Here is a 25,283-nt window from a genome sequence, read left to right on the forward strand (position 1 = left end):
TGGCCGTCAGCCTATAACCCCGCGGGAACCCGGGCAGCCACGGTGCGCGGGCCCCGATGCCACGCCGGCCGCGGGCGGGGCCCTAATCGGTGGGATCGGGCAGCACGCGCAGGTGCCCGCGGCGACGTCCGGACCGGTGCTCGGGAGGCGCCAGCACGCCGCCGCTCGGCGCGGTGGCATGCGCGCCGGCGCGGTGCACCTGGGGCTCGGAGAAGCCGCTCGGCGCGAAGCCGGGCAGGCAAGCCTGGCCGGGCCCGCCCTCGCGCACCGCGTCGGCCAGGGCCACCAGGTCGTCGTCTTCGGGATGCGTGGGATGGGTGGGCAGCGGCCCGGCGTGGCGCACGAGATCCCACCCGCGGGGCGCCGTGATCCGGCCGGCGTGGCCGACGCACAGGTCCCACGAATGCGGCTCCCGCGCGGTAGCGAGTGGCCCCACCACGGCTGTCGAATCCGAGTAGACGAACGTCAGAGTCGCCACGGCGTAGTGCGGACACCCGGGCCGGCAACAGCGACGGGGAACGTTCACGCCGAAAGGTTATCGTGGACAAACGCCGCCGAAGCGCCGGACACGCGCAATCGCCCGGCGTCCGATGTTCAACCGTTACCATCGTGCGCGATGAGTGATTCCCGCGGCGGCTGGCGCGGCTTCGGCCGCAGCGATCGGCTGGGGGGCCGGCCCGGCTCGCCCCGGGCATCCCGGCGGGGCCGGGACATGCGCGGTCCGCTGCTGCCACCGACGGTGCCGGGGTGGCGCAGCCGGGCCGAGCGGTTCGACATGGCGGTCCTGGAGGCCTACGAGCCCATCGAGCGGCGCTGGCAGGACCGGCTGGGCGACCTCGACGTCGCAGTCGACGAGATCCCCCGCATCGCGGCCAAGGACCCCGACAGCGTGCAGTGGCCGCCCGAGGTCGTCGCCGACGGGCCGATCGCGCTGGCCCGCCTGATCCCGGCGGGCGTCGACGTCCGCGGCAACGCCACGCGGGCACGAATTGTGTTGTTCCGCAAGCCAATCGAGCGACGGGCGAAGGACACCGTCGAACTCGCCGAGCTACTGCACGAAATCCTGGTGGCGCAGGTGGCGATCTACCTCGACGTCGAACCCTCGGTCATCGACCCGACGATCGATGACGAATAAGGAGCCAATTGCGGTGTCGCGCCCGAGGTGTCGCGTCAGATGATGCCGCGCTTGAGGCGGCGCCGCTCCCGCTCGGAGAGCCCGCCCCAGATGCCGAAGCGCTCGTCGTGCGCCAGGGCGTAGTCGAGGCACTCGCTGCGCACCTCGCAGCCCAGGCAGATCTTCTTGGCCTCGCGGGTGGAGCCGCCCTTCTCGGGGAAGAACGCCTCGGGATCGGTCTGCGCGCACAGGGCCCGGTCCTGCCACTGGTCCGGCGTCGGCATGGGCTCGGGCTCGGGTTCGGGTTCGAACGCGACCGGCGCATCGGGAACCACGGTCAGGTGCGGCCGGGCGAGCACCACCGGGACTGAGCCGAACGTGGTGTGCGGTGTGCCTGCCATGACGCCCCGAAGGTGTTCGTAGGACATGCGTTTCCGCCTCCTCAGGCTGATTGAAAGAGTAAGGGTTCCCACTGTTCTGATGTACAGACAATTCGAACATTCGAACAAGTGATCGAATCTCGGTCTGCGACACCGGAAACGGCCGGCCAACCGGGAAATGACACTGTTGTGATTAGACACGGGTTGATGTGCCCGGTCAAGCGTTAGACGGCGTTTCCATACCATCTCGTGACGAAATTTCGGCGTTTCTGTTGTTTTGGCCCCCCGGCGTGTCGATCACAACTGTCACAACCGTTTCCGGCCCCGCGTCCCGGCCCGCCACCGGACCGTGACCGGCCGGTACTGTCGTGCCCTGTGAAGGTCACCGTTCTGGTCGGCGGGGTCGGCGGCGCCCGCTTCCTGCTGGGAGTCCAGCAGTTGCTCGGGCTGGGCCAATTCCGGGCGCCGGGGCAATCGCCCGACGACCACGAACTGACCGCCGTCGTCAACATCGGCGACGACGCCTGGATCCACGGGGTGCGCGTGTGCCCGGATCTGGACACCTGCATGTACACCTTAGGCGGTGGGGTGGACCCGGAGCGCGGGTGGGGGCACCGCGACGAAACCTGGCACGCCAAAGACGAATTGGCGCGCTATGGCGTGCAGCCGGACTGGTTCATGCTGGGCGACCGCGACCTGGGCACCCATCTGGTGCGCACCCAGATGCTGGGCGCCGGCTACCCGCTGACGCAGATCACCGCGGCGCTGTGCGACCGCTGGCAACCGGGCGCCCGGCTGCTGCCGGTCAGCGACGATCGGTGCGAGACCCACGTGGTGATCACCGACCCGGCCGACGACAGCCGGCGCGCGATCCATTTCCAGGAGTGGTGGGTGCGCTACCGCGCCCAGGTGCCGACCCACAGCTTCGCGTTCGTCGGCGCCGAAAAGGCAAGCGCCACAACCGAAGCCGTAGCAGCCATCGCGGAGGCGGACGTCATCCTGCTGGCACCGTCCAACCCGGTGGTCAGCATCGGCGCCATCCTGGCGGTCCCCGGCATCCGGGGTGCGCTGCGGGCCGCCACCGCCCCGGTCGTCGGCTACTCACCGATCATCGGCGGAAAGCCGTTGCGCGGCATGGCCGATGCCTGCCTGTCCGTGATCGGGGTCGAGTCCACCGCCGAGGCGGTGGGCCGCCACTACGGGGCGCGCGCCGGCACCGGGATCCTGGACTGCTGGCTGGTGCACGACGGCGACGAGGCGCTCGTCGAGGGGGTCGCGGTGCGTCCCGTGCCGCTGGTGATGACCGACCCGCGGGCCACGGCCGCCATGGTCGCCGCCGGGCTGGACCTCGCGGGCGTGCGCGCGTGAGCGGGCCGGGCGTCGGCGAGCACGGCACCGCGGCCGCGGTCGAGATCCTGCCAGTGCCCGGGCTCCCCGAGTTCCGCCCGGGTGACGACCTGGCCGCGGCCCTCGCCGCGGCCGCGCCCTGGCTGCGCGATGGCGACGTGGTGGTGGTGACCAGCAAGGCGGTGTCCAAGTGCGAGGGCCGCCTGGTGCCGGCGCCGCGGGACGCCGAGGAACGGGACCGGCTGCGGCGCCGGCTCGTCGACGACGAGGCGGTGCGCGTGCTGGCACGCAAGGGTCGCACCCTGATCACCGAGAGCCGGCTGGGCCTGGTCCAGGCCGCCGCCGGCGTGGACGGGTCCAACGTCGGCCGCGACGAACTCGCGCTGCTGCCCGTCGACCCCGACGCCAGCGCCGCGGCCCTGCGCGCGGGCCTGCGGGGACACCTCGGCGTGCAGGTCGCGGTGGTCGTCACCGACACGATGGGCCGGGCCTGGCGCAACGGCCAGACCGACGCGGCGATCGGCGCGGCCGGTCTGGCCGTGCTGCACAACTATTCGGGCGCCGTCGACGGCCACGGCAACGAGCTGCTGGTCACCGAGGTCGCGGTCGCCGACGAGGTCGCGGCCGCCGCCGACCTGGTCAAGGGCAAACTGACCGCGATGCCGGTGGCCGTGGTGCGCGGCCTGCACGTGACCGACGACGGCTCGACGGCCCGGGACCTGGTGCGGCCGGGCACCGAAGACCTGTTCTGGCTGGGCACCGCCGAGGCGCTCGAGCTGGGTCGCCGGCAGGCCCAGCTGCTGCGCAGGTCGGTGCGCTCCTTCGCCGACCGGCCGGTGCCGCCCGAGCTCGTCGAGTCCGCCGTCGCCGAGGCGCTGACCGCACCTGCCCCCCACCACACCCGGCCGGTGCGGTTCGCGTGGTTGCGCACCCCGGCCACGCGGCTGCGGCTGCTGGACCGGATGAAGGACCGGTGGCGCGCCGACCTGGCCGCCGACGGCAGGCCCCCAGAGGCGATCGAGCGCCGGGTGGCCCGCGGCCGGATCCTCTACGACGCACCCGAGGTCGTCATCCCGTTCCTGGTTCCCGACGGCGCGCACACCTATTCCGACGCCGCCCGCACCGGCGCCGAGCACACTATGTTCACGGTCGCGGTCGGGGCCGCCGTGCAGGCCCTGCTGGTGGCGCTGGCCGTGCGGGGGCTGGGCAGTTGCTGGATCGGCTCGACGATCTTCGCTGCCGACCTGGTGCGCGCCGAGCTCGGCCTGCCCGCCGACTGGGAACCGCTGGGCGCCATCGCGATCGGCTACGCGCAGGAGCCGACGGGGCCGCGCGACCCGGTTCCCGTCGCGGACCTGCTGATCGAGATATGACCCCCGTGACGGCGTTCGCGGACAAGCCGGTGGCCTCGGCGGACAAGGTTCGCGGCGGCTACGACACCCCCGAACCGATGGCGCGGTTCCTGGCCCGCTTGGTCCGGGAGGCCGGGCCGCGCATCGTCGAACCGGCACCCGTCGACACCGAGAACCTGTTCACCTGGCTGGACGCCGCCGCGCCCGGCGGCTGGGACGGCGTCGCGGGCAACCCGCCCTACATCCGGTTGGGAACTGGGCATCCGGCGAGCGCGAACCGGCGCTGGAGCTGGTGCGACGCGAGGGCCTGCGCCCGACCCGGCTGACGAAAGCGTGGGTCCCGTTCGTCGTCGCGAGCACGGCGGAACGTGTCAAGGTCGGTGAGACAGTTTCTTACGCGGATTTGATGAGTGCTTCCGGGGTTGGTTGGTTGATCCAGGCGACGGTGGGCAGCTTCGGTGGAGCGGGCCGCCGGTGCCGGAATCTAGCGGGGTTAGCGGCGTAGGCCGCATCCAGCGTGGCGGCACGTTGGGCCTGGATCTCGTTTGCGGTGCCGTAGTGCACCGATGCAACGGTGTGTAGGCCCACGCCGCTGTGGCGATGCTCATGGTTGTAGTAATCGAAGAATGTCGTGCAGAAGGCGCGGGCATCTTCGATCGAGCCGAACCGGCCCGGGAACGCCGGGCAGTACTTGAGGGTCTTGAAATTAGCCTCCGAGTAGGGATTGTCGTTGGACACGTGCGGGCGGCTGTGGCTGCGGTCCACCCCCAGGTCGATCAGCAACTGGGCGACCGGCTTGGAGGTCATCGAGGTGCCGCGATCAGCGTGCAAGGCCAACTGGCCGCGGGCGATGCCGTGACGGGCCATGGTGTCGGCGATAAATGCTTTGGCCAACTCACCGTCCTCAACTTCTGCGATGATCCAGCCGACGACGTAGCGCGAGAAGATGTCGATAATCACATAGAGTTGATAGAAGATACCCCGTTGTGGCCCTTGCAATTTCGTTATATCCCAGGACCAGACCCGGTTTGGTGCGTTAGCGATCAGCTCGGGTTTCTTGCGCGCCGGATGGGTGAGCCTGTCACGATTTCTGTGTAAGTCAGAGGTGATTTGACTACGAGTTGTATTCTAGCACAATGGGATTCGCCCAGGGAATAGTCTGGCGAGTGTGTTGAGCGCCACAGTCCAGTTGTGCGTTCCAGTACCCGAATAGCCTCCTCTCTCGCTGGAGATGTTGCGCAGCCCGAGGTACAGCAACTTCATCGCGGCGTCCTTGTCCGTGAAATGACCACGGTTCTTGGTGATCTTGCGCAACTGGAAGTTGATCGACTCGATCGCATTGGTGGTGTAGACGATCTTGCGCAACTCCACCGGATAGTCCAGGAACGGAACGAATTCCCCCCAGGCGTTGTGCCACACGTCAATTGCACCCGGATATTGGGCGCCGAATTGCTGGTCGAACTCCTTGAGTGCGAGTTCGGCTCCATCGACGGTCGGCGCACTGTAGATCGCCCGCATCGCGGTGGCGACCTTCTTGCGGTCCTTATAAGACACGAAGCGCATCGCATTCCTAATGACGTGCACGACGCAGGTCTGCACCACGGTATCGGGATAGATCGAGCGGATCGCATCAGGCAGACCGGTCAGCCCGTCGCAGCAGGCGATGAGGATGTCGCGCACCCCGCGGTTGCGCAGGTCGATGACGACCTTCTGCCAGAACTTCGCCCCCTCGGAGTCCTGGATCCAGCAGCCCAAGGCGTGTTTGCGGCCCTCCAGATCCACGCCAATGGCCAAATAGGCGACCTTGGTGGTGATGACCCCGTTGTCGCCGATCCGCAGCCGCAGCCCATCGATGTAGAGGATCGGGTAGACCTCATCGAGCGGGCGGGCCTGCCAGGCCTTGATCTCATCGACCACCACCTCGGTGATATTGGAGATCAACTCCCGCGACACCGACGCCCCATAGACCTCCTGCAGGTGGGCTTCGATATCGCGGGTGGTCATTCCCCGTGAATACAGCGACAACACCACCGAATTGATGTTGTTGAGCCGGCGGGTCTTCTTCGGCACAATCGCCGGCTCAAACGAGCCGTTGCGATCACGCGGCGCATCGATCTGCACCGGGCCGTTGACGGTGGTCACCGTTTTCGGCGTGGTGCCGTTGCGCGAATTTCCCGATCCGCGTCCGGCCGGATCGCCGGCCTCATAACCCAGATGGTGGGTTAGCTCCGCATTCAGCGCCCGCTCCAGCACGGCCTTAGTCAGCTGGTTCAGCAAACCGTCCGCGCCGTCGATCGGGGTCCCGGTCTTCACCGCATCCTTAATCAACGAGTCCAGCGTCTCTTCGGTGAACATCTCGGCCAGCCGCCGCGCCGCGGTCGTCTCCTCAGCCGGCATCTGCATGGTCTTGGTCACAAAACACTCCTTCTGTCCGCCCAACGGCGGTCCGATGATGGACCACCCCGGACTTACACAGATGGAATGACACGCCCGGATGGGTGCGCTGGCGACGCCGCTCGCGGTTCTCCCCGGCAATGGCCAGTAGCCGGTACATGGTGCGAATCGAGCACAGGTAGACACCATCATCAAGCAGTCGCGCCCACACCTGCGCCGGCGCCAGATCGCAGTACTGCTCTGAGCGCAGCACCGTCAGAATCTGCTGGCGTTCGGCCTCGGTGAGCTTATTCAGTGGCTCGGGCCGCACCCGCCGTGCCGGCCGTGGTGGTGGGTTGCGGTGGCGGTGGAGCGTGGCCCGCGATGCACCCAGCAATTCGCACGCCCGTTTGGTGCTGGTTGCGGCCTCCAGGTCGGGCAGGTGCTCGCCGATCACGGCTTGGACTTCGGCTCGAAATCCGCGCTCTCGGAGAGCATCTCCAAGAGCGCGTGTGCTTTTCCCGTGATCTCCAGCGCTAGCTTGGTCCGATCCAGCTCAGCCTGCAGTTGCGTGGTGCGCCGCCGCAGCTTGTCCAACTCGACCTGCTCAGCGCTGCGCTTCGGCTTGCCCTTCGCCGACAAACCCTCCCGAGCACCGGCATCACGGGCCTTTCGCCATTCGGCGATATGCGAGCTGTACAGGCCTTCACGGCGCAGCAACGCACCACGCTCCGACGAGCCCACCGACAGCGCGTCGTACTCGTCGAGGATGCGGGCCTTGTACTCGGCGGTGAACGTGCGCCGCCGCGCCCGAGCACCTGGATCGGGCACGTTGTCCACTTGGTCATTATCACTGCACCCCTCCAGGGATGCGATCGTCATAGTCACGGAAAATGGTGATCCTGTCTCGCCCTGTAGCGATGATTGGCTACTGCTGCTGTCTCACTTAACCCTGTCACACAGGGCGGTGCTGGTCCGCGAGGGCGGACGCGTGGGCCTGGTGCTGCCGGCCGAACTGCTACAGGTCGGCTACGCCGCGCAGCTGCGCGACTTCCTGCTGCGCCGGTTCCGCGACATCACCCTGCTGACGTTGCTTGCAAGTCGGCAATCTACCCCCTTGGTTGCCGCACCCACCGCCAGGCGGCCCCTATCTCTAGTCGACGATTCCTGATGGTGCCACCCATTCCGTGGGCTGGCCGGTGATCGTCGCTATCCGATGAAGTCAACGGTCGTAGTGCAGCACCACGAGCCGGGCACGTTCGGCAGCGGCGGCGACGAGCAGATCACCAGGCTTCACCGTGCGGTGTAGATCTTCCACGGCCAGCGCCCCTTACACCTCGAACGCACGATCCATCACGTCCTGATCAATCGCCGCCTGTGGCATCTTCGGCTCGCGGCCGGCCGGGCTTACGTGTCCACTCCTGGCCGAACTTCCGCACCGCGGCCGCGTCCCACACCGCGCCACCGCGCAGCTCCGCCAACGGCTCCGGGAACGCCCGGATGGCTCGCAGCTGGTGAACGCGCTGCCGCGAAAGACCCAACGTCTCAGCGATCTCGGCGGCTGACATCAGCTCGGGCATCGTCGGTGCCTCCGCGCGCCGGTGCCACTCGGATTCCCGAACAGCCTCCATGCCGACTGGCTCAGCCTGTACCACGTGCGCGATTTCGGCCGACATCTTCCCGACAGCCTCGAACATGTTGAAATCGCCGGGCGCATATACGGTCACGTCCACTCCGCGCTCCGGGATACGCGCCACCGAGCCGTCCATGCACCCGAGCTCGGCCTCCCACGCATCAATGCGCTCCATCGACGGATCAACGTCGAACGTCAACGTGACCACCCAGTCTTCACTCACTAGGACCCTCCTTCCGTCGCTGTGACCGTTGTTCCTTCTTGCTCGGCGCGGGCCAAGGCAATCCGGCCTTCTTGACTGCCACCAGGACATCTGTCCGTCGACGTCGCGGGTTGCTCGGTGTCGCCGGGTAGCTGACGACGAAGTTTCCCTGCGGGTCGATGAAGCGTCGGTAACCTTTGCTGTCGATCTCGACGGTCCACTTTTGCGATTCGGCCCACTTGATGATGTCGCTGATGTCGTTGTCGCCGCCCATGATCCTCTTATCCATTGCGATGTGTCAATAGTATTGACTAACGCGCGACAAGGTAAAGGGTTTTAGAGAAGATGTGTCTGCGCCGCAGCTGCCGCATGCGCTGGCGATCGAGCCGCCCCGAGGAGAGCTAGGCGGAACACGGATCGACGTGGCCGCAGGTCCGTCCTAGGTTTATTTGTGCGTGTGATCACCTGAGTTGGCCCCAGTAGAGCCGTTTTTCTTCATGAATTTTGGCTCCACCTGGGCGGTGATCCGCTGCGCGGTGGGGTCAGCGTGTCGTCGCGAATATTGGCCCCACCCGGGATGCGATTTCCACGTCAATCGTCATCGACGTGGAGGTTGGGAATGGCACGGTCGAGGGTGGAGCTGTTCGAACAGATCAGGCGTGACAACCGGGTTGAGGAGTTGTCGATTCGGGAGTTGGCCCAGCGGCATCGGGTGCACCGGCGCACGGTGCGCCAGGCGTTGGCCTCGGCGATCCCGCCGCCGCGCAAGGCCTACGCGAGCCGGCCACGGCCGGCGATAGATCCGTATGTCGAGGTGATCGACTCCTGGCTGCTGGGCGACCGCGAGGTGCCGCCCAAGCAGCGACATACCGCACGTCGGATCTGGCAACGGCTGGTCGCCGAGCACGGCGCGCAGATGGCCGAGGTGACCGTGTCGCGCTACGTCACCCACCGCAAAAGCGAGCTGGGTCTGGACAAGGTCGAGGTGATGGTGCCCCAGACCCACGCCCCGGGGGCCGAAGCCGAGGTCGACTTCGGCGAGTTCTACGCCACCATCGCCGGGTTGTTGACCAAGGTGTGGATGTTCGTGATGCGCCTGTCGCACTCGGGCAAGGCATTCCACGTTGCTTTCGTCACCCAGGCTCAGGAGGCGTTCCTGGAAGGACACGTGCTGGCCTTCGAGCATTTCGGTGCGCTGCCCGCCAGGATCCGCTACGACAACCTCAAGCCCGCGGTGGTGCGTGTGCTGCGTGGCCGCGACCGGGCCGAGTCCGAACGGTTCATTGCCCTGCGCAGCCACTACGGTTTCGACGGGTTCTTTTGCACCCCGGGCAAGGACGGTGCCCACGAGAAGGGCGGCGTGGAAGGCGAGATCGGCAGGTTCCGCCGTCGGCATCTGGTGCCGGTGCCCAAGGTCGCGTCGTTGGCTGAGCTCAACGACTTGATCGCCGTTGCCGATTGGGCTGATGACGCCCGGGTGATCACCGGCCGCCCGGTCACCATCGGCGCGGCGTTCGCCGCTGAATGCCCGCACCTGGCATCCCTGCCCGATGAGCGGTTCGACACCGCCCGGCTGCTGGCAGCCCGGGTGGACACCCGGGCGCGGGTCTGTGTGCGGCAGTGCTACTACTCGGTGCCGGTGCGCTATGCCGGGCGGCGGCTACCGGTGCGACTGTCGGCGAGCCGGGTCGAGGTTCTCGACGGCGCCCAAGGGGCGTGTCATTCCATCTGTGTAAGTCCGGGGTGGTCCATCATCGGACCGCCGTTGGGCGGACAGAAGGAGTGTTTTGTGACCAAGACCATGCAGATGCCGGCTGAGGAGACGACCGCGGCGCGGCGGCTGGCCGAGATGTTCACCGAAGAGACGCTGGACTCGTTGATTAAGGATGCGGTGAAGACCGGGACCCCGATCGACGGCGCGGACGGTTTGCTGAACCAGCTGACTAAGGCCGTGCTGGAGCGGGCGCTGAATGCGGAGCTAACCCACCATCTGGGCTATGAGGCCGGCGATCCGGCCGGACGCGGATCGGGAAATTCGCGCAACGGCACCACGCCGAAAACGGTGACCACCGTCAACGGCCCGGTGCAGATCGATGCGCCGCGTGATCGCAACGGCTCGTTTGAGCCGGCGATTGTGCCGAAGAAGACCCGCCGGCTCAACAACATCAATTCGGTGGTGTTGTCGCTGTATTCACGGGGAATGACCACCCGCGATATCGAAGCCCACCTGCAGGAGGTCTACCTCAGAATTTCACGGTGGCCCGGGTTCTGCTGTGGCGGTCTGCGGGGCGGCAGCTTTGTCGAGGTTTTGAGGCTGGGGGTAGGCGGCGGCGCCGCGTGTCGTGCGGTGACGCCGGGTCCTTTATCCCGGGGGTGGTTACTCCTTTCTTGGGGTCGAGAGGGCATAGGGGCCTGTGGGTCAGGGTATGGCGCGGACCCTGTTGAGGGCGTCGGCGAATTCTTGTGCCCAGGGCCAGGTTTGGGGGATCCGCAGGATCAGGTAGCGGGATCGTTTGATCAGCCGGGCCGCGGCGTGCAGCAGCCGGTAGCGCAGGGTGGCGGGTTCGGCTTTGGCCAGTGGGCCGTCCAGGAGTAGCAGTCGCATCCAGCACAGCAGGTCGATGGCGATCGCGACGGCGGTGACCCAAGCGGTGTTGATGGCGAACGAGTGTGAGGGCCAGCGGGCCAGGCCGGTGTCTTTGCCGGTGCGGATGAAGCCCTCCACCCGGGCGTGGACGCGGTGGCGGGCTTCCAGTCGCTGGGGTTGTCCACCGGCAGTCGAGGTGGCGAGGACCTGGTAGCGGTAGCCGGCCAGCTGCTCGAACAATGACAACTGGGTGCCGTGTTCGATTTCTTCGCGCCGCACCAGGATGCGCATGCCGGCCGGCCAGCCGACCAGCCGATCCCCTCCGGTGCTGTGGCGCAGCAGCCCGGTCAACTCGGCGACCTGGGCGTCGTCACGGGCCGCTCCGGTGGCATCCAGTGCGGCTTGCCATCCCGCATCGGGCATCTGGCCGATCGCGACCCGGACCCGCTCATCGAGGTCGAATCCGACCGAGTAGCCCACTGACATCCCCGGCCGGGCATTGAGTTTCTCCAGGTGTTCGACGACGGCGTGGCTTGAACCCGCGCCGTCGATGGTGACCAGCAACTTGCGGCGCCACTTGGCCGGGATCGCCGCGATCGCGGCGTCGATGATCGCGATATGATCGGCCGCGGTGTTCGAGCCGGCGTTGCCTGCACGGGCGATCACCGCCAGCAGTTCGCCGGTGTTGTCACACCACGCCAACAGCGGGTGGAAGCCAAACCCGCCTTTGAAATTGCCTGCGGCGTGCTGCTTATCGCTGTGCGACTGAATCAGCGACGCGTCGATGCGGATCACGATCGTGTCCCCGAGGTCCCCATAGCAGGTCTGCGAAGCCGGGATCGCACCGTGGCGGGCCTCGATCGCCTCCCACACCCGAGAGCGGACCTTGTTGCGCACGGCCGTGACCTCGGTGATGCTCTGCTCGTCGATCTCGCCCAGGGACCGCCACATCGTCGGAACCGACGCCACCGCCTGAAACAACCGGTGCTGATCGCGCAGCACCGCGGTGCCGGCCAGGTTCTGCGCGCCGCCGGCGATCGATACCGCCACATCGCGCAACACCGCGCCTCGGTCGTGGGTGACTTCTGGGCGCGACAGCACCGACGACAAACCGCTGGTCAAACCCAGATTGTCGGCCAGCAACCGGGGTATCACGTTACCGGCGTGCCCGACCACGTCGTCGCCACGGACCTCAACTCGGACATTCTTCGACCAATCCGTAGTAGCCTGCATCTGACAGGTGCACTCCCATCCTGGATAACCGAGCCTCGAATACTCCGATTATCCTTGCGGCAGTGCACCTTTCACGTTAACGACACCCCTGAGCTCCACATTCGATGAAAAATCCAGGTCTATGGGGCGTCGGTGTCGCGGGAGTTGATCTCCAATATCACCGAGGTGGTGGTCGATGAGATCAAGGCCTGGCAGGCCCGCCCGCTCGATGAGGTCTACCCGATCCTCTACATCGATGGGCTGCGGCTGCGGATCGGCGACAACGGGGTCATCACCACCAAGGTCGCCTATTTGGCCATTGGCGTGGATCTGGAGGGCCGCAAACACGCCTTGGGCTGCTGGATCCAGGACTCCGAGGGGGCGAAGTTCTGGCAGAAGGTCGTCATCGACCTGCGCAACCGCGGGGTGCGCGACATCCTCATCGCCTGCTGCGACGGGCTGACCGGTCTGCCTGATGCGATCCGCTCGATCTATCCCGATACCGTGGTGCAGACCTGCGTCGTGCACGTCATTAGGAATGCGATGCGCTTCGTGTCTTATAAGGACCGCAAGAAGGTCGCCACCGCGATGCGGGCGATCTACAGTGCGCCGACCGTCGATGGAGCCGAACTCGCACTCAAGGAGTTCGACCAGCAATTCGGCGCCCAATATCCGGGTGCAATTGACGTGTGGCACAACGCCTGGGGGGAATTCGTTCCGTTCCTGGACTATCCGGTGGAGTTGCGCAAGATCGTCTACACCACCAATGCGATCGAGTCGATCAACTTCCAGTTGCGCAAGATCACCAAGAACCGTGGTCATTTCACGGACAAGGACGCCGCGATGAAGTTGCTGTACCTCGGGCTGCGCAACATCTCCAGCGAGAGAGGAGGCTATTCGGGTACTGGAACGCACAACTGGACTGTGGCGCTCAACACACTCGCCAGACTATTCCCTGGGCGAATCCCATTGTGCTAGAATACAACTCGTAGTCAAATCACCTCTGACTTACACAGAAATCGTGACAGGCTCCGCCCAAGTGGTGGCCGCCCACGAGCGAGTGGTCGGCAAATACGCCCAGGTCCTCGTCTTGGATCACTACCTGGAAGTGCTCAAGATCAAACCGGGTGCACTGCCGGGGGCCACAGCGCTGGCTCAAGCCAAGGCCTGCGGGGTGTTTACCGTTACCCACCAACGGTATTGGGACGCCGCCCGCCGCGAACGCGGCGACCAGGCGGGCACCCGGGCGTTGATCGAAGTCCTGCTCGCCCATCGCAGCCTGCCCGCCACAGCGGTGATCGCCGCGATGGATAAAGCGATCAACGCCGCCACGCTGGACCCGCAGGCCGTGCTGATCGATGCCCGCCGCCACGCCGGCGGTGCGCTCGCGCCGGTCATCCCAATCGGTGCACTGGCCCGCTACGACCGGCCCGCCCCGACACTGACCGGCTACGACGACCTTCTGGCCACCAGCGCAACGACCCAAAGCGCACCATGAGCACCCGGACCCAGGACGCCGCCCAAGCCGCTATCGGTGCCGCGGCCCGTGAATTGCACCTACCCACCGTCCGTGACGAAGCCGCCCGACTCGCCGAGATCGCCGTGCGGGAACGCCAAACCCACCTCGGGTTTTTGGCTGAAGTCCTGTCCGCCGAAGTCGACGACCGCAACGATCGGCGCCGCGCCCGACGCATCAGTGAAGCGAAGTTCCCCCGCCTCAAACGGCTCGCCGATTTCAACACCGAGGCAGTGCCATCGGTGACCGCCGCGCAGCTGGCCACTTTGGCCAGTGGCGCCTGGATCGACGCCGGGCAACCCCTAGTGCTGCTCGGCGACTCCGGCACCGGCAAAACACATCTGCTCATCGGACTGGGCCTGGCCGCCTGTGAACAAGGCCGCCGGGTTCGCTACGTGAGCACCGCAGCGCTGGTCAACGAGCTCGTCGAGGCCGCCGACGCCCGGCAACTCTCCCGCGTCGTCGGTCGTTACGCCCGCCTGGATCTGCTGCTGCTCGACGAACTCGGCTACGTCCAGATCGACACCCGCGGAGCCGAACTGCTCTTCCAGATCATCACCGAACGAGACGAACACGCCAGCATCGGCATCGGCACCAACCTCCCGTTCAGCGAGTGGGGAACCGTCGTGGCCGACCCTCGCCTGGTCGCCGCGATCGTGGACCGAATCACCTTCAACGCCCACATCCTCGAAACCGGCACCCAGTCCTACCGGCTACGCACCAGCACGACCCGGCCAACCAAGAAAACCACCTGAGCGGCGAAAGGAAAACGACCATGCCAACCATCACCCTCAACAGCGCCGACGCCTCCGAACTCGCCGATCTGCTGGACTGTCTACGCGACTGGATCGACCTTGAACAAGACCAACTCGACTCGCTGCTGGCCAAGCACGGCTACGACCTCACCGGCCTGCGCGTCACCCTCGACCGGCTGATCTCGCCGGAACGTGTCAACGACGAACCGGCGTACTGATGCCAGACACAATCACCGACCATCTCAGCGCCGGTCAACTGGCCGACCGGGCCGCGAACGCGATCCACGAGCTCAACCGCCGCACCCACCCGACCAGCAAGGACCTCGTCTATCCCGCCGATGCCGCCGAAATCATCGCCACCCTGGCAGCCATGACCGGCATGCTCGGCCAGCTGCTCACCCAGCTCACCCGCTGGCTTGCACACCAGCACCGAGACGGCCGGCTGACCCTGGACTCACTTTCACCGCAGCCCGACCTCGCCTCGGCGATGCGGGCACTGACCAGCAGCCTTCAACACGCCATCGAGCAAGCCCAGCACACCGCCACCGAACTCGACACCGCCCACCAACACGCAGCACACCTCGCTGCCGCTCAACCAGCTACCAAACGATCAAAGCCCCAACACCAAGGCCCGGGGCCAAAATTCATGCAGATTGGTGGGGCCAAAACGCTTGACGAAACTCATATTTGCGTGAATGACAGCCCGACCCTGATCCGGATGGAGGATTTGAGCCGGCAAGAACGCGCGGCTTGCATGGTCGCCGTGCGAACCCTCGACGTTGCGGTCGCTGAGGCGTGGGATGTCGACGGGCGCCAGGGTGTCGTCGATGTCCTGCTGACTCTGACAGACGGTCGCAGGGCCGCGTTTGAGGTGACGAACCTCGGCGACCCGGATGCGCTCAAAACGGCGAGTCTGCTTGCGCGCCAAAACCACAAGTGGCCACTGCCAGGCCAGTGGATGTGGCGTATCGAGGTGGGCTCATTCGCCGCGATGCAGCGGCTCAGGAACTGCTATCAAAACATCATCCAGATCTGTGAGGCCGCGAAGGTCGAGTATCCCGAGACCAGCCAGCTCGGTTGGGGACCATCGGCAGACCCCGATCTTCGGTGGCTTGTCGAGGCGTCAGGCTGCAGCATGATCGGCCTTTCGGACCTTTCTTCGCAGGGCCGCGATGCCAGGGTGGTGCCGGCGTCTCCCGGGGGCTGGGTTGACGAATCTCTGACCGGGTTCGCCGACGAACTCCGCGCGGCGTTCCAGGCCGCACACATCACGGAACACTTCGAGAAGCTGCGCGACGAACCCAACGTCGATGAACGCCACCTGTTCATCCCGCTGCACGACTCCGCGCTGCCGGCCGCCCTTGGTGCGGGATTGACGTTCGGAAAGGCGCTGCCATCCGCGCGGCCGCCCGTTCCGGACTACCTCGATTATCTCTGGCTGGCGCCCGCGTACTCGCCGCGCGTCCTTCTCTGGAGCAGCGCCGAGGGCTGGCGAAACGTCCCCAACAGGTAATCCGCGCGCGCCTGAGGAGAGACGGGGCGCCCCATCATGATTCGAAGTGACCCCCCGGGAAAGCGGTTCCCCGCCTCAGTGCCGGCTTGTCGGCAGGCGAACCTGCCCTGGTCGGTGATGGTCTCGACCAACGCCTCTTGCTTGGAGAGTTCGGCGATTCGCGACCCGAGTCCGCCATACCCCCAGGGTCCCGGAAAAGTCACGTCTCATGAGGTCAGGATCAATTTGAGGGCGTGATCTGGGTGTCTGGCGTGGTGGCGGAGGCCGGCGGCGATGTTGTCCCATCCGGTGATGCGGAGTATTCCGATGGCGAGGTTGCGGCAGGTGGCCATCACGCGTGGCGCTTGACCGGTACGTACCTGTGATCCGTCCTCGGCGAAAGTGACGTCTCGGACCCAGTGAAGGCGATTTTCTATGCTCCAGTGGCCCTGTACCCAGGCGGCGAGTCGCTGCGGCGGCGCCGCCGTGTGGTTTGCTGAGGTGATCAGGTAGACGACCTCGACGGTTTTGGTTGCTTTGTCGGTGACGGTGCGGCGCAGTTGGGCGACTTGGGCTGCGTCGGGAAAGTCGATCCAGTCGGGAGCGTCGGCGACCTTGATCGTTCGGGTGACCCGCCGGCCACGCTCAACAGTCGTGGCGGTGTGCGCGGGCATGTCCTTCCACGGCAGCTTCTTGAGCGTCTGGTGCAGGGTGGGCATGTTCGCCTTGACCGTGAACACGTAGTCCCCACCCGCCCCGGTGATCGCGGTGGCAGTGTCGGTCTGGGTGTGCATCGCATCAAGGGTCACCACCGCCCCTTCCAGATCGAACTGTCCCAACAGTGTTCGCACAGCAGGTATTTCGTTGCTCTTTGCGTCGATGGCCACCTGCCCGAGCACCGCACCGGCACCATGGTCGAACGCGGCGACCAGCTGCGGCGCCTTACCGTCGGGGCGGGTGCGCGCACCTCGCAGGGTCTTGCCGTCCAACGCGATCACCCGGCGTTGCTCGACGGTGAAGGTTCGCGTCCACATCCATGTGCCCAACGCCCGGTCGAGGGCGTCGGCATCGATGCGGGCGAACAACTTTCTCAACGTCGATTCGTCCGGAACGCTACCGCTGGTGAGTCCGAACGAGGCCAGATTGTCAATTGCGGTCTCTGCGGCCCACTGACCGATCGCCGCGAACGAGCGGCACCCGGCCAAGGTAGCTGTGACCGCCAGTGCGAGCACCCCGACCAACGAGTAACGCACCCCGCGTCGGTCACGTGGGTCGGGCACCGTGTTGAGGACACTCAGCAGTCGTTCGTGGCGCGTCGGATTCGCATCGGCAGGCGGCGTAGGAGAAGATGGCACGCGGGTGTGACCTCGGGTTCGGATGGATGGATTCGCAACCTGCATCCAAACCCGTTAGTCACACCCGCCACATACGCCACGCCGGTCACGCGGCGATAACAGCCAAGGTCACAGCACTACGCATCAACTTTTCCGGCACCCTGGCCATACCCCAGTGGGCGCATATCTGGCACGAGGCCCGCTCAGCTCAGATGCAGAAACAGAGTGCGGCACGACGAGATGGCAATGTGCGGTATTCGGGCGCCCGAAATGACCGCGTTCATCATTCCGCCAACAGGTCCGCAGGCGAGCGTTTGATTAGCGGGTAGATTGGCGACGCGCCGGCACCTCAGACTTCTCTGCCGTAGTTGCCCATCTTGACCAGCGAATTCCCTAGGGCGGCACACCGCTCCGAGGTTAGTGGCAAGCCGGTAATCTACCCTCTTGCATTCTCGGAGCTTGGCGACGTCAGTTGATGCGGAGCGGGTGAGTTTCAGCGTGCTGCGGTGATGGGCCGCGGACTGCTACAGGCGTGGGACCGGCGCCGCGGTTAGGACTTGTCACCTTGTGTGCGGCGGTAGATATCTGACCGGTGATCGACGTCGAGAACGTGGACTATGCGGCTGTTGTCGTCGATCTGGTAAACGATCCGATAGGTGCCACGGCGGGCGCCGTGACACCCGGCGAGCGGGCCAAACAACGGTTTTCCGACACGTTGAGGGTTGGCCGCCAGCGCGGAATCGCAAAACTCGAGCACGGCGGCGGAGACAGCTTCCGGAAGCCGATTGGCAATCGCCCTCCGTGCGGCAGGCTGGAAACGGATCTCGTACCGCTGCGCAGGTTCGGTCACGCCCCTGTGACGCGGCGACGTGCCAAATCCTGGCGAACTGTGGCCAGGTCAGCGCCACGTTCGCCACGCCGCAGAGCTGCTAGGCTCTCGGTAATTCGCGCAACGGTGTCCGCGTCACCGAGGATTTCCAACGTCATTTCCATGCCCTCAAGGTCATCCACCGACAACAAGACAGCCTCTGCTTCTCCGTTGCGGGTCAGGGTGATGCGCTCGTGTTGCTGGCGTACTCGCCTGGCTAGCTCAGAGAGGCGAGCCTTAGCTTCAGACAACGGCACGGGTGTCGCGGCAATCGTCATAGCTCGGATTATAGCCACTACTAGTCTATGTTCAGACCAATCCTGACCAAATCGTCAGCGTTGCCACACCCGTCTCACCTTTCAGCGGTTGCTGTTCGGCGGTGTGCTGCAGTAGGTCGTGTTGTTCTGCGGGATCGCGGGTGCGAGCCCGGCCCGGGTGCACACCGTCCACCTCGGCGACGCCGACGCCCTCACCGGCGCGGACCTCGACGTCGCCTCCGCTCCCGCGCTGCTGCACGAGCGGGAGAGGTGGACCGCCTACTTCCTCGAGCCCGACGCGATCCGCCTGCTGCGACGGCTCAGGGAATCCGGCACCATGACCCGGCTCGGCGAGGTGGCCGAGGTGTGGACATGGGCATCGTGACCGGCCACACCGTGCACCGGGTCCGGCGGCCGGGGGCCGACCCGGCGGCGCTGGCCGCGGCGTTCCACAACAGCGCGACGTTCGCCTTCGCCGAGATCATGGGCCGCAGCTACGGTGGGGGAATCCTGGAACTCGAACCCGCCGAAGCCGAGCAGCTGCCCATCCCGCCGCCGTCCCGCGCCGACGGCGAACTCGCCGTCGACGTCGACCTGCTGCTCAACGCCGGCGAGTTCGGCAAGGCCCTCGACATCGTCGATCGCCGCGTGCTGATCGACCGGCTCGGCTGGCCCGCCGACGACGTGGCCGGCTGCCGCGCGGCGTGGTCGGCGCTGCGCGACCGCCGGACCGGGCGGGTGGCGCGGTGAGCGTTCGCGACTCGGCGATCTCGATCCTCACCGACTGGCGGGCGCCCGACGAATGCCAGGATGCGGTGCGCCACGCCGTCCTGGCCTTCCTGCACGCCCGCCCCGACGCCTGCCGCCGCGACTGCGTACCCGGCCACGTCACCGCGTCGGCGCTGGTGCTCGACGACACCGGCGGCAAGGTGCTGCTGACCCTGCACCACCGGCTGCGCCGCTGGGTGCAGATGGGCGGGCACTGCAACGACGGGGACGCGGGCGGCCAGGACGACGCGGACATCGCCGCCGCCGCGCTGCGCGAGGCCACCGAGGAGTCCGGCATCGCCGGTCTGCGCCTCGAGCCCGAACTGGCGGCCGTGCACGTCCACCCCGTCGTGTGCTCGCTGGGCGTGCCGACCCGGCACCTGGACCTGCAGTTCGTGGCGCGCGCGCCGGCCGGCGCGCGGGTCGCGATCAGCGACGAGTCGCTGGACCTGCGGTGGTTCCCGGCCGACGGGCTGCCCGAGGGCGCCGACCACGCGCTGGCCTACCTGGTCGCCCGCGCCGTGGGCCGCCGATGCGGGGCTCAGACGTCCGAGGAGTAGCGGATCCCGCCGTCGGGAATGGTCACGCCGGGCCAGACGCGGGCGCCGCGCAGCAGCTCGCAGCGCGCGCCGATGTCGGCGCCGTCGCCGATCACCCCGTCGCGGATCAGGGCCCGCGGACCGACGCGCGCCCCGAAGCCGATGATCGAGCGTTCGATGACGCTGCCGGCCTCGACCTTGACGCCGTCGAAGATCACCGCGCCGTCCAGTCGCGCCCCGGGACCGATCTCTGCACCCCGCCCGACGACCGTGCCGCCGATGAGCACCGCCCCGGGCGACACCGCAGCGCCGTCGTGGACCAACTGCTCGCCGCGGTGGCCGTGCAGCGCCGGGGACGGGGCGATGCCGCGGACCAGGTCCGCCGACCCGCGCACGAAGTCCTCCGGAGTGCCCATGTCGCGCCAGTAGGTGGCGTCGACGTAGCCGCACACCTCGAGGTCGTCGGCCAGCAGGGCCGGGAAGACCTCGCGTTCGACGGAGACCTCGCGGCCCCGGGGAATCCGGTCGATCACCTCGCGCTGGAAGACGTAGCAGCCGGCGTTGATCTGGTCGGTCGGCGGGTCCTCGGTCTTCTCCAGGAACGCGACGACGCGGTTGTCCTCGTCGGTGGGCACACAGCCGAACGCCCGCGGGTCGCCGACCCGCACCAGGTGCAGCGTGACGTCGGCCTGCTTGGCGTGGTGGAACGCGAGCAGCTCGCCCAGGTCGGCGCCGGACAACACGTCGCCGTTGAACACCATCGCGGTCTCGTGACGCAGCTTCGGCGCGACGTTGGCGATGCCGCCGCCGGTCCCCAGCGGGTTCGGCTCGGTCACGTACTCGATCTGCAGGCCCAGCTTGGACCCGTCGCCGAACTCGGCCTCGAACACCTCGGCCCGGTACGACGTGCCGAGGACCACGTGCTCGATGCCGGCCGCGGCGACCCGCGACAGCAGATGGGTCAGGAAGGGCAGCCCCGCGGTCGGCAGCATCGGCTTGGGCGCCGACAGCGTCAGCGGCCGCAGCCGCGTGCCCTTGCCGCCAACCAGGATCACCGCGTCGACCGGGGTTTTTGCCACCTCTAGCGCCCTTCCACGTTGCGTCGTCTGCTGCGCAGCGAATTGCGCACCATCAGGCGGGAACGCACCTGAAGCGACCCGCGCAGCGTCCAGCGCAGGGGTGCCCGCCACCATCCGGAATGCCGGTCCGCCAGGAAGATGTAGGTGCTCTTGTGATGCGCCGTCAGATGATTCGCCGGGTCGTGCCCGGTGGAGTGGCCGCGGTGGTGCAGCACTTCGGCCGAGGGCACGTAGACGCTGCACCAGCCGGCCCTGCCCAGCCGGTCGCCGAGGTCGACGTCCTCCATGTACATGAAGTAGCGCTCGTCGAACCCGCCGACCTGGCGGAAGGCCGACCGGCGCAGCAGCAGGCACGACCCGGACAGCCAGCCGACCGGCCGCTCGCTGGGCTCCAGCCGCTCCTGGCGGTAGGCCGCCGTCCAGGGATTGCGCTTCCAGAACGGCCCGACCACGGCGTGCATGCCGCCGCGGACCAGGCTGGGCAGGTGGCGCGCCGAGGGGTACACCGACCCGTCGGGGTCCCGGATCAGCGGGCCGAGCGCGCCCGCCCGCGGCCACCGGTTGGCGGCGTCCAGCAGCGCGTCGATGCTGCCCGGACCCCACTGCACGTCCGGGTTGGCCACGATCACCCAGTCGTTGTCGTCGCCCAGCCGGTCGACGGCGCGGTTCACCGCGGTGCCGTATCCGAGGTTGGCCCCGGTCTCGAACAGGCGCACGTTCGGGTAGCGCTCCACCGCCTCCTGCGGGGTCCCGTCGGTGGAGCCGTTGTCGGCCAGCAGCACCTCGACCGGACGATCCGTGGCCAGCGACAACGAGGCCAGGAAACGCTCCAGGTGCGGGCCCGGCGAGTAGGTCACCGTGACCACCGGTACGACGTCAGTCACGCGTCGAGGGTAACGGTCGGTCGCCCGCGGCGACGCCGCCAGCCGCCGCCAGCGCCGCGACCAGCGCCTCGCGCCAGGGCCGCAGCGGGCGCAGGCCCGCCGCCCGGGATTGTTCGCCGCCCAGCGCGGAGTAGACCGGCCGCGGGGCCGGCCGGGGAAACTGCGCGGTGCTGACCGGCCGCACCCGCGACGGGTCGGCGCCGCACTCCTCGAAGACCGCCCGGGCCTGCTCGAACCGGGACACCGCACCCTCGTTGGCGGCGTGCAGGACCGGGCCGGGCACGCCGTCGTCGGCCACCTGCAGCAGCGCGGCGGCCAGGTCGCCCACGTAGGTCGGCGAGCCGGTCTGATCGTCGACGACGTTCACCGGACCGTCGCCGGCGGCCAGCCGGCGCATGATTGCGACGAAGTCCTTGCCGGTGCCGCCGGTGTAGACCCAGGCGGTGCGCACGACCACGCCCTGCCGGGCGTCCGGCAGCGCCGCCAGCACGGCCCGCTCGCCGGCGAGCTTGGTGTGGCCGTACACGCCCGCCGGCGCGGTGGGGTCGCTCGGCTCGTAGGGGCGCGACGCGACGTGCGCGGGGTCACCGCCGGAGACCTCGCCGCCGAACACGTAGTCGGTGGAGACGTGGATCAGCCGGGCACCCGCCCGTGCGCACGCCTGCGCCAGGTATCCGGGCCCGGCGGCGTTGACGGCGTGGGCGCGGTCCTGGTCGCTCTCGGCGCCGTCGACGTCGGTGTATGCCGCGCAGTTGATCACGACGTCGCCGCGCTCGATCCGTTCGGCCGCCGCCGGGTCGGTGATGTCCCACCGCGACGACGTGTAGGCCCGCACGTCGCGGCCCTCATCGGCCGCGAGCACCGCCAAGGTGCTCCCCAATTGGCCCCCGGCCCCGATGATCACGATCCTGCCCGACATGGCATGAGTCTGGCACGCCCGGGGCACGCGGGCGGCCGCTACCCACGAAGCAGCTGTGCCGCAAGTAACCTAGTGGGATGGGAGTGCAACGTGTGGTTCGTGTGGCTGCCACCGCGCTGACGGTGCTGGTCGTGCTCGGCACCGGGATCGCCTGGACCAATGTGCGGTCCTTCGAGGACGGCATCTTCCACATGTCGGCGGCCTCGCTGGGCAAGGGCGGCGACGACGGCGCGATCGACATCCTGCTGGTCGGCCTGGACAGCCGCACCGACGCGCACGGCAACCCGCTGTCGGCCGAGGAGCTCGAGACGCTGCGCGCCGGCGACGAGGAGGCGACCAACACCGACACCATCATCCTGATCCGGATCCCCAACAACGGGAAGTCGGCGACCGCCATCTCGATCCCGCGCGATTCCTACGTGTCGGCCCCGGGCCTGGGCAAGACGAAGATCAACGGCGTCTACGGCCAGACCCGGGAGACCAGGCGCGCCAACCTGGTCAAGGCCGGCGACTCGGCCGAGCACGCCGCGGCCCAGGGCACCGAGGCCGGCCGGGAGGCGCTGATCAAGACCGTCGCCGACCTCACCGGGGTCACCGTCGACCACTACGCCGAGATCGGGCTGCTCGGTTTCGCGCTGATCACCGACGCCCTCGGCGGCGTCGACGTCTGCCTCAAGGACCCGGTGTTCGAGCCGCTCTCGGGTGCGGACTTCCCCGCCGGACAGCAGCGCCTGTCCGGCCCGGAGGCGCTCAGCTTCGTCCGCCAGCGCCACGAGCTGCCCCGCGGCGACCTGGACCGCGTCGTGCGCCAGCAGGCGGTGATGGCCTCGCTGGCCCACCGGGTCATCTCCGGCAAGACGCTGTCGAGCCCCACCACGCTGCAGCGCCTGGAGGCCGCCGTGCAGCGTTCGGTGGTGCTGTCCTCGGGCTGGGACGTCATGGACTTCGTGCAGCAGATGCAGAAGCTGGCCGGCGGCAACATCGCGTTCGCCACCATCCCGGTGCTCGACGGCGCCGGCTGGAGCGACGACGGCATGCAGAGCGTGGTGCGGGTGGACCCGCACCAGGTGCAGGACTGGGTCAGCGGCCTGCTGCACAACCAGGACGAGGGCAAGACCGAGGAACTGGCCTTCACCCCCGCCAAGACCACCGCCAGCGTGGTCAACGACACCGACATCAACGGACTGGCCGCGGCGGTGTCGGACGTGTTGAGCGCAAAAGGATTCACGCCCGGACCCGTCGGCAACAACGTGGGCGGGCACGTCAAGGCCAGCCAGGTGCGGGCGGCCAAGAGCGACGACGTCGGCGCCCAGGAGGTGGCCCAGCAACTGGGCGGCCTGCCGGTGGTCGCCGACACCTCGATAGCCCCGGGAACCGTGCGCGTGGTGCTGGCCAACGACTACAGCGGCCCGGGCTCGGGCCTGGGCGGCGGCAAGAACAGCCAGCCGGCGGCCGCGCACGTGTCCAGCGCGGGCGGGGCGGCCGACGCCGACGCCCCGGCGCCCTCGCCCATCCTGACCGCCGGCTCCGACAAGCCGGAGTGCATCAACTGAGCACGCTCGCCGGCGCGATCCTGGAACCGATGCTGCGGACCGACCCCGTCGGCCCGCGCATCACCTACTACGACGACGCGACCGGCGAGCGCATCGAGTTGTCCGCGGCGACGCTGGCCAACTGGGCCGCCAAGACCGGCAACCTGTTGCGCGACGAGCTGGGCGCCGGGCCGAGCAGCCGGGTCGCGATCCTGCTGCCGGCGCACTGGCAGACCGCCGCGGTGCTGTTGGGCGTCTGGTGGATCGGCGCGCAGGTCGTGCTCGACGGCGGCGCGGACCTGGCGTTGTGCACCGCCGAACGCCTGGACGAGGCCGACGCGTTGGTCGACGGCGGCGAGGTGGCGGTGCTGTCGCTGGACCCGTTCGGCCGCCCCGCGCCGGACCTGCCGTTCGGCGTCACCGACTACGCCACCGCGGTGCGCGTGCACGGCGACCAGATCGTCGCCGAACCCCACCCGGGTCCCGCACTCGCCGGCCGGTCGGTCGGCGAAGTCCTGGCGGACTGCGAAAGATCGGCGGCGGCAAGGGGTTTGACGTCGGCGGATCGGGTGCTGTCCAGCGCGTCGTGGACCGGGCCAAACGAACTGGTCGACGGGCTGCTGGCGATCCTGGCGGTCGGCGCGTCGCTGGTGCAGGTGGCGCAGCCGGATACCGGGGCCGACCCCGCGGCGCGGCAGCGCCGGATCGAGGCCGAGAAGGTCACCCGGGTGCTGTGAGCCGGGCCCCCGCCCGCGCTCCGGCCGGTCGGAACCCATGTTGATATTGCGATATCGCGATGTTAACGTCGCTACCACGGTATCGGCCCACGGAACGAGGAAGGTTGACGCGATGGCGGTGCAGGGATTCTTGGCGAAGGGAGCCATATTTCTGGCCCACGGGGTCATCGGGGCGGCCGCCTACGACCTGGTGGTCCGGGCCGCGAAGAAGGCCCCGCTGCACCGGGCCGCGGTCTCGGCGGCCGAGCTGAGCCTGCGCGGTACCCGCAAGGCAGAGGAGGCCGCGGAATCGGCCCGGCTCAAGATGTCCGACGTGATGGCCGAGGCCCGCGAGCGCATCGGCGAGGAGGCGCCCACCCCGGCGGTCACCGACCTCCACGACCACGACCACTGATCCCGACGG

General features: G+C 67.8%; 24 protein-coding genes and 8 pseudogenes. 17 read left to right on the plus strand and 15 right to left on the minus strand.

What is annotated here, in order from left to right; all coding sequences use genetic code 11:
* Positions 1–82: 82 nt before the first annotated feature.
* Positions 83–526, minus strand: coding sequence for a DUF3499 domain-containing protein (locus AB8998_RS23755; protein WP_369740117.1), 444 nt, complete (start codon positions 524–526; stop codon positions 83–85).
* Positions 527–712: 186 nt separating this feature from the next.
* Between AB8998_RS23755 and AB8998_RS23760 the strand changes: the two genes are divergently transcribed.
* Positions 713–1,135 (plus strand): metallopeptidase family protein, encoded by a 423-nt coding sequence (locus tag AB8998_RS23760; protein ID WP_369741730.1) that lies wholly within the window; start codon positions 713–715, stop codon positions 1,133–1,135.
* A 35-nt stretch (positions 1,136–1,170) separates the two neighbouring features.
* Here the strand turns inward: AB8998_RS23760 and AB8998_RS23765 are convergent, their stop codons facing one another.
* The gene (locus tag AB8998_RS23765) at positions 1,171–1,515 is read right to left on the minus strand and encodes a WhiB family transcriptional regulator (RefSeq protein WP_369741732.1); all 345 of its coding nucleotides are present in this window, start codon (positions 1,513–1,515) and stop codon (positions 1,171–1,173) included.
* Positions 1,516–1,869: 354 nt separating this feature from the next.
* On the opposite strand from AB8998_RS23765, the gene cofD reads away from it, so the two are divergent.
* From cofD to AB8998_RS23780, 3 genes and pseudogenes are all read left to right on the plus strand, one after another.
* A complete protein-coding gene (gene cofD / locus AB8998_RS23770; RefSeq protein WP_369740119.1) occupies positions 1,870–2,862 on the plus strand; it encodes a 2-phospho-L-lactate transferase in 993 nt (330 codons plus the stop codon).
* Entirely contained in the window at positions 2,859–4,214 is a 1,356-nt protein-coding gene (locus AB8998_RS23775; protein WP_369740120.1) for a coenzyme F420-0:L-glutamate ligase, read from the plus strand. Before cofD ends, AB8998_RS23775 begins: the two co-directional genes overlap by 4 nt.
* Positions 4,215–4,219: 5 nt before the next feature.
* Positions 4,220–4,554 (plus strand): annotated as a pseudogene (locus AB8998_RS23780) (Eco57I restriction-modification methylase domain-containing protein); the annotation flags it as partial.
* Between the two features lie 32 nt (positions 4,555–4,586).
* On the opposite strand, the pseudogene AB8998_RS23785 reads toward AB8998_RS23780, so the two are convergent.
* The 4 genes and pseudogenes from AB8998_RS23785 to AB8998_RS23800 form a co-directional block, all read right to left on the minus strand.
* Positions 4,587–5,279 (minus strand): annotated as a pseudogene (locus tag AB8998_RS23785) (transposase); the annotation flags it as partial.
* Between the two features lie 42 nt (positions 5,280–5,321).
* Positions 5,322–6,557, minus strand: coding sequence for an IS256 family transposase (locus AB8998_RS23790; RefSeq protein ID WP_369741377.1), 1,236 nt, complete (start codon positions 6,555–6,557; stop codon positions 5,322–5,324).
* A gap of 22 nt (positions 6,558–6,579) precedes the next feature.
* On the minus strand, positions 6,580–7,023 hold the full coding sequence (locus tag AB8998_RS23795; protein WP_369740122.1) for a hypothetical protein: 444 nt from the start codon (positions 7,021–7,023) through the stop codon (positions 6,580–6,582).
* Positions 7,020–7,448: a transposase gene (locus AB8998_RS23800; protein WP_369740124.1), complete on the minus strand. Its 429-nt coding sequence runs from the start codon at positions 7,446–7,448 to the stop codon at positions 7,020–7,022. The genes AB8998_RS23795 and AB8998_RS23800 overlap by 4 nt, the downstream gene beginning before the upstream one ends.
* A gap of 88 nt (positions 7,449–7,536) precedes the next feature.
* Between AB8998_RS23800 and AB8998_RS23805 the strand changes: the two are divergent.
* Positions 7,537–7,656: pseudogene (locus AB8998_RS23805) on the plus strand (hypothetical protein); the annotation flags it as partial.
* Between the two features lie 289 nt (positions 7,657–7,945).
* On the opposite strand, the pseudogene AB8998_RS23810 reads toward AB8998_RS23805, so the two are convergent.
* Positions 7,946–8,422, minus strand: a pseudogene (locus AB8998_RS23810) (hypothetical protein); the annotation flags it as partial.
* Positions 8,415–8,675: a hypothetical protein gene (locus AB8998_RS23815; RefSeq protein WP_369740127.1), complete on the minus strand. Its 261-nt coding sequence runs from the start codon at positions 8,673–8,675 to the stop codon at positions 8,415–8,417. The gene AB8998_RS23815 and the pseudogene AB8998_RS23810, both read right to left, overlap by 8 nt.
* A gap of 345 nt (positions 8,676–9,020) precedes the next feature.
* On the opposite strand from AB8998_RS23815, the pseudogene istA reads away from it, so the two are divergent.
* Together istA and AB8998_RS23825 are read left to right on the plus strand one after the other, a co-directional pair.
* Positions 9,021–10,052, plus strand: a pseudogene (gene istA / locus AB8998_RS23820) (IS21 family transposase); the annotation flags it as partial.
* 189 nt (positions 10,053–10,241) lie between these two features.
* Positions 10,242–10,643 (plus strand): annotated as a pseudogene (locus AB8998_RS23825) (transposase); the annotation flags it as partial.
* A 177-nt stretch (positions 10,644–10,820) separates the two neighbouring features.
* On the opposite strand, the gene AB8998_RS23830 reads toward AB8998_RS23825, so the two are convergent.
* Positions 10,821–12,221: an IS1380 family transposase gene (locus AB8998_RS23830; RefSeq protein WP_369736302.1), complete on the minus strand. Its 1,401-nt coding sequence runs from the start codon at positions 12,219–12,221 to the stop codon at positions 10,821–10,823.
* A gap of 114 nt (positions 12,222–12,335) precedes the next feature.
* On the opposite strand from AB8998_RS23830, the pseudogene AB8998_RS23835 reads away from it, so the two are divergent.
* From AB8998_RS23835 to AB8998_RS23855, 5 genes and pseudogenes are all read left to right on the plus strand, one after another.
* Positions 12,336–13,178 (plus strand): annotated as a pseudogene (locus AB8998_RS23835) (IS256 family transposase); the annotation flags it as partial.
* Positions 13,179–13,221: 43 nt separating this feature from the next.
* The gene (locus AB8998_RS23840) at positions 13,222–13,698 is read left to right on the plus strand and encodes a hypothetical protein (RefSeq protein WP_369740128.1); all 477 of its coding nucleotides are present in this window, start codon (positions 13,222–13,224) and stop codon (positions 13,696–13,698) included.
* Positions 13,695–14,471 (plus strand): IS21-like element helper ATPase IstB, encoded by a 777-nt coding sequence (gene istB, locus AB8998_RS23845; RefSeq protein ID WP_369740130.1) that lies wholly within the window; start codon positions 13,695–13,697, stop codon positions 14,469–14,471. The genes AB8998_RS23840 and istB overlap by 4 nt, the downstream gene beginning before the upstream one ends.
* A 20-nt stretch (positions 14,472–14,491) precedes the next feature.
* Positions 14,492–14,689: a hypothetical protein gene (locus tag AB8998_RS23850; RefSeq protein ID WP_369740132.1), complete on the plus strand. Its 198-nt coding sequence runs from the start codon at positions 14,492–14,494 to the stop codon at positions 14,687–14,689.
* A 152-nt stretch (positions 14,690–14,841) separates the two neighbouring features.
* Positions 14,842–15,984, plus strand: a complete 1,143-nt coding sequence (locus AB8998_RS23855) for a hypothetical protein (protein ID WP_369740133.1) — start codon at positions 14,842–14,844, stop codon at positions 15,982–15,984.
* Positions 15,985–16,190: 206 nt separating this feature from the next.
* On the opposite strand, the gene AB8998_RS23860 is transcribed toward AB8998_RS23855, so the two are convergent.
* The 3 genes from AB8998_RS23860 to AB8998_RS23870 form a co-directional block, all read right to left on the minus strand.
* On the minus strand, positions 16,191–17,363 hold the full coding sequence (locus AB8998_RS23860; protein WP_369739817.1) for an ISAs1 family transposase: 1,173 nt from the start codon (positions 17,361–17,363) through the stop codon (positions 16,191–16,193).
* Between the two features lie 484 nt (positions 17,364–17,847).
* Positions 17,848–18,147 carry a type II toxin-antitoxin system RelE family toxin gene (locus tag AB8998_RS23865; protein ID WP_369740135.1) on the minus strand — a complete coding sequence of 100 codons (300 nt, stop codon included), beginning with the start codon at positions 18,145–18,147 and terminating at the stop codon, positions 17,848–17,850.
* Complete coding sequence (locus tag AB8998_RS23870; protein ID WP_369740136.1) at positions 18,144–18,443, minus strand: type II toxin-antitoxin system Phd/YefM family antitoxin; 300 nt, start codon at positions 18,441–18,443, stop codon at positions 18,144–18,146. Before AB8998_RS23870 ends, AB8998_RS23865 begins: the two co-directional genes overlap by 4 nt.
* Before the next feature lie 49 nt (positions 18,444–18,492).
* Between AB8998_RS23870 and AB8998_RS23875 the strand changes: the two are divergent.
* A pseudogene (locus tag AB8998_RS23875) lies at positions 18,493–19,172 on the plus strand (hypothetical protein); the annotation flags it as partial.
* Entirely contained in the window at positions 19,169–19,750 is a 582-nt protein-coding gene (locus AB8998_RS23880; RefSeq protein WP_369740138.1) for an NUDIX hydrolase, read from the plus strand. The pseudogene AB8998_RS23875 and the gene AB8998_RS23880, both read left to right, overlap by 4 nt.
* On the opposite strand, the gene manB is transcribed toward AB8998_RS23880, so the two are convergent.
* The 3 genes from manB to rfbD are packed head-to-tail and all read right to left on the minus strand — an operon-like array spanning position 19,732 to position 22,611.
* Complete coding sequence (gene manB / locus AB8998_RS23885; RefSeq protein WP_369740140.1) at positions 19,732–20,808, minus strand: mannose-1-phosphate guanylyltransferase; 1,077 nt, start codon at positions 20,806–20,808, stop codon at positions 19,732–19,734. The two genes, AB8998_RS23880 and manB, sit on opposite strands and share 19 nt — an antisense overlap.
* A gap of 2 nt (positions 20,809–20,810) precedes the next feature.
* Positions 20,811–21,674: a glycosyltransferase family 2 protein gene (locus AB8998_RS23890; protein ID WP_369741733.1), complete on the minus strand. Its 864-nt coding sequence runs from the start codon at positions 21,672–21,674 to the stop codon at positions 20,811–20,813.
* 10 nt (positions 21,675–21,684) lie between these two features.
* Positions 21,685–22,611 carry a dTDP-4-dehydrorhamnose reductase gene (gene rfbD, locus AB8998_RS23895; RefSeq protein ID WP_369740142.1) on the minus strand — a complete coding sequence of 309 codons (927 nt, stop codon included), beginning with the start codon at positions 22,609–22,611 and terminating at the stop codon, positions 21,685–21,687.
* 77 nt (positions 22,612–22,688) lie between these two features.
* Here rfbD and AB8998_RS23900 point away from each other — a divergent pair, with 77 nt between their 5' ends.
* From AB8998_RS23900 to AB8998_RS23910, 3 genes are all read left to right on the plus strand, one after another.
* A complete protein-coding gene (locus tag AB8998_RS23900; RefSeq protein WP_369740143.1) occupies positions 22,689–24,164 on the plus strand; it encodes an LCP family protein in 1,476 nt (491 codons plus the stop codon).
* Positions 24,152–24,880: a TIGR03089 family protein gene (locus AB8998_RS23905; RefSeq protein WP_369740144.1), complete on the plus strand. Its 729-nt coding sequence runs from the start codon at positions 24,152–24,154 to the stop codon at positions 24,878–24,880. Before AB8998_RS23900 ends, AB8998_RS23905 begins: the two co-directional genes overlap by 13 nt.
* Before the next feature lie 112 nt (positions 24,881–24,992).
* On the plus strand, positions 24,993–25,274 hold the full coding sequence (locus tag AB8998_RS23910; protein ID WP_369740146.1) for a DUF1490 family protein: 282 nt from the start codon (positions 24,993–24,995) through the stop codon (positions 25,272–25,274).
* Positions 25,275–25,283: the final 9 nt, after the last annotated feature.

This window comes from Mycobacterium sp. HUMS_12744610, from assembly GCF_041206865.1.
Classification (GTDB): domain Bacteria; phylum Actinomycetota; class Actinomycetes; order Mycobacteriales; family Mycobacteriaceae; genus Mycobacterium; species Mycobacterium servetii.

Bases quoted from the DNA above. Each gene is read 5' to 3' on its own strand.
- AB8998_RS23760 (WP_369741730.1), top strand. From the start codon at position 713: ATGCGCGGTCCGCTGCTGCCACCGACGGTGCCGGGGTGGCGCAGCCGG.
- AB8998_RS23765 (WP_369741732.1), bottom strand. From the start codon at position 1,515: ATGGCAGGCACACCGCACACCACGTTCGGCTCAGTCCCGGTGGTGCTC.
- AB8998_RS23800 (WP_369740124.1), bottom strand. From the start codon at position 7,448: ATGACGATCGCATCCCTGGAGGGGTGCAGTGATAATGACCAAGTGGAC.
- AB8998_RS23815 (WP_369740127.1), bottom strand. From the start codon at position 8,675: ATGGGCGGCGACAACGACATCAGCGACATCATCAAGTGGGCCGAATCG.
- AB8998_RS23830 (WP_369736302.1), bottom strand. From the start codon at position 12,221: ATGCAGGCTACTACGGATTGGTCGAAGAATGTCCGAGTTGAGGTCCGT.
- istB (WP_369740130.1), top strand. From the start codon at position 13,695: ATGAGCACCCGGACCCAGGACGCCGCCCAAGCCGCTATCGGTGCCGCG.
- AB8998_RS23850 (WP_369740132.1), top strand. From the start codon at position 14,492: ATGCCAACCATCACCCTCAACAGCGCCGACGCCTCCGAACTCGCCGAT.
- AB8998_RS23855 (WP_369740133.1), top strand. From the start codon at position 14,842: ATGACCGGCATGCTCGGCCAGCTGCTCACCCAGCTCACCCGCTGGCTT.
- AB8998_RS23860 (WP_369739817.1), bottom strand. From the start codon at position 17,363: ATGCAGGTTGCGAATCCATCCATCCGAACCCGAGGTCACACCCGCGTG.
- AB8998_RS23870 (WP_369740136.1), bottom strand. From the start codon at position 18,443: ATGACGATTGCCGCGACACCCGTGCCGTTGTCTGAAGCTAAGGCTCGC.
- rfbD (WP_369740142.1), bottom strand. From the start codon at position 22,611: ATGTCGGGCAGGATCGTGATCATCGGGGCCGGGGGCCAATTGGGGAGC.
- AB8998_RS23900 (WP_369740143.1), top strand. From the start codon at position 22,689: ATGGGAGTGCAACGTGTGGTTCGTGTGGCTGCCACCGCGCTGACGGTG.
- AB8998_RS23910 (WP_369740146.1), top strand. From the start codon at position 24,993: ATGGCGGTGCAGGGATTCTTGGCGAAGGGAGCCATATTTCTGGCCCAC.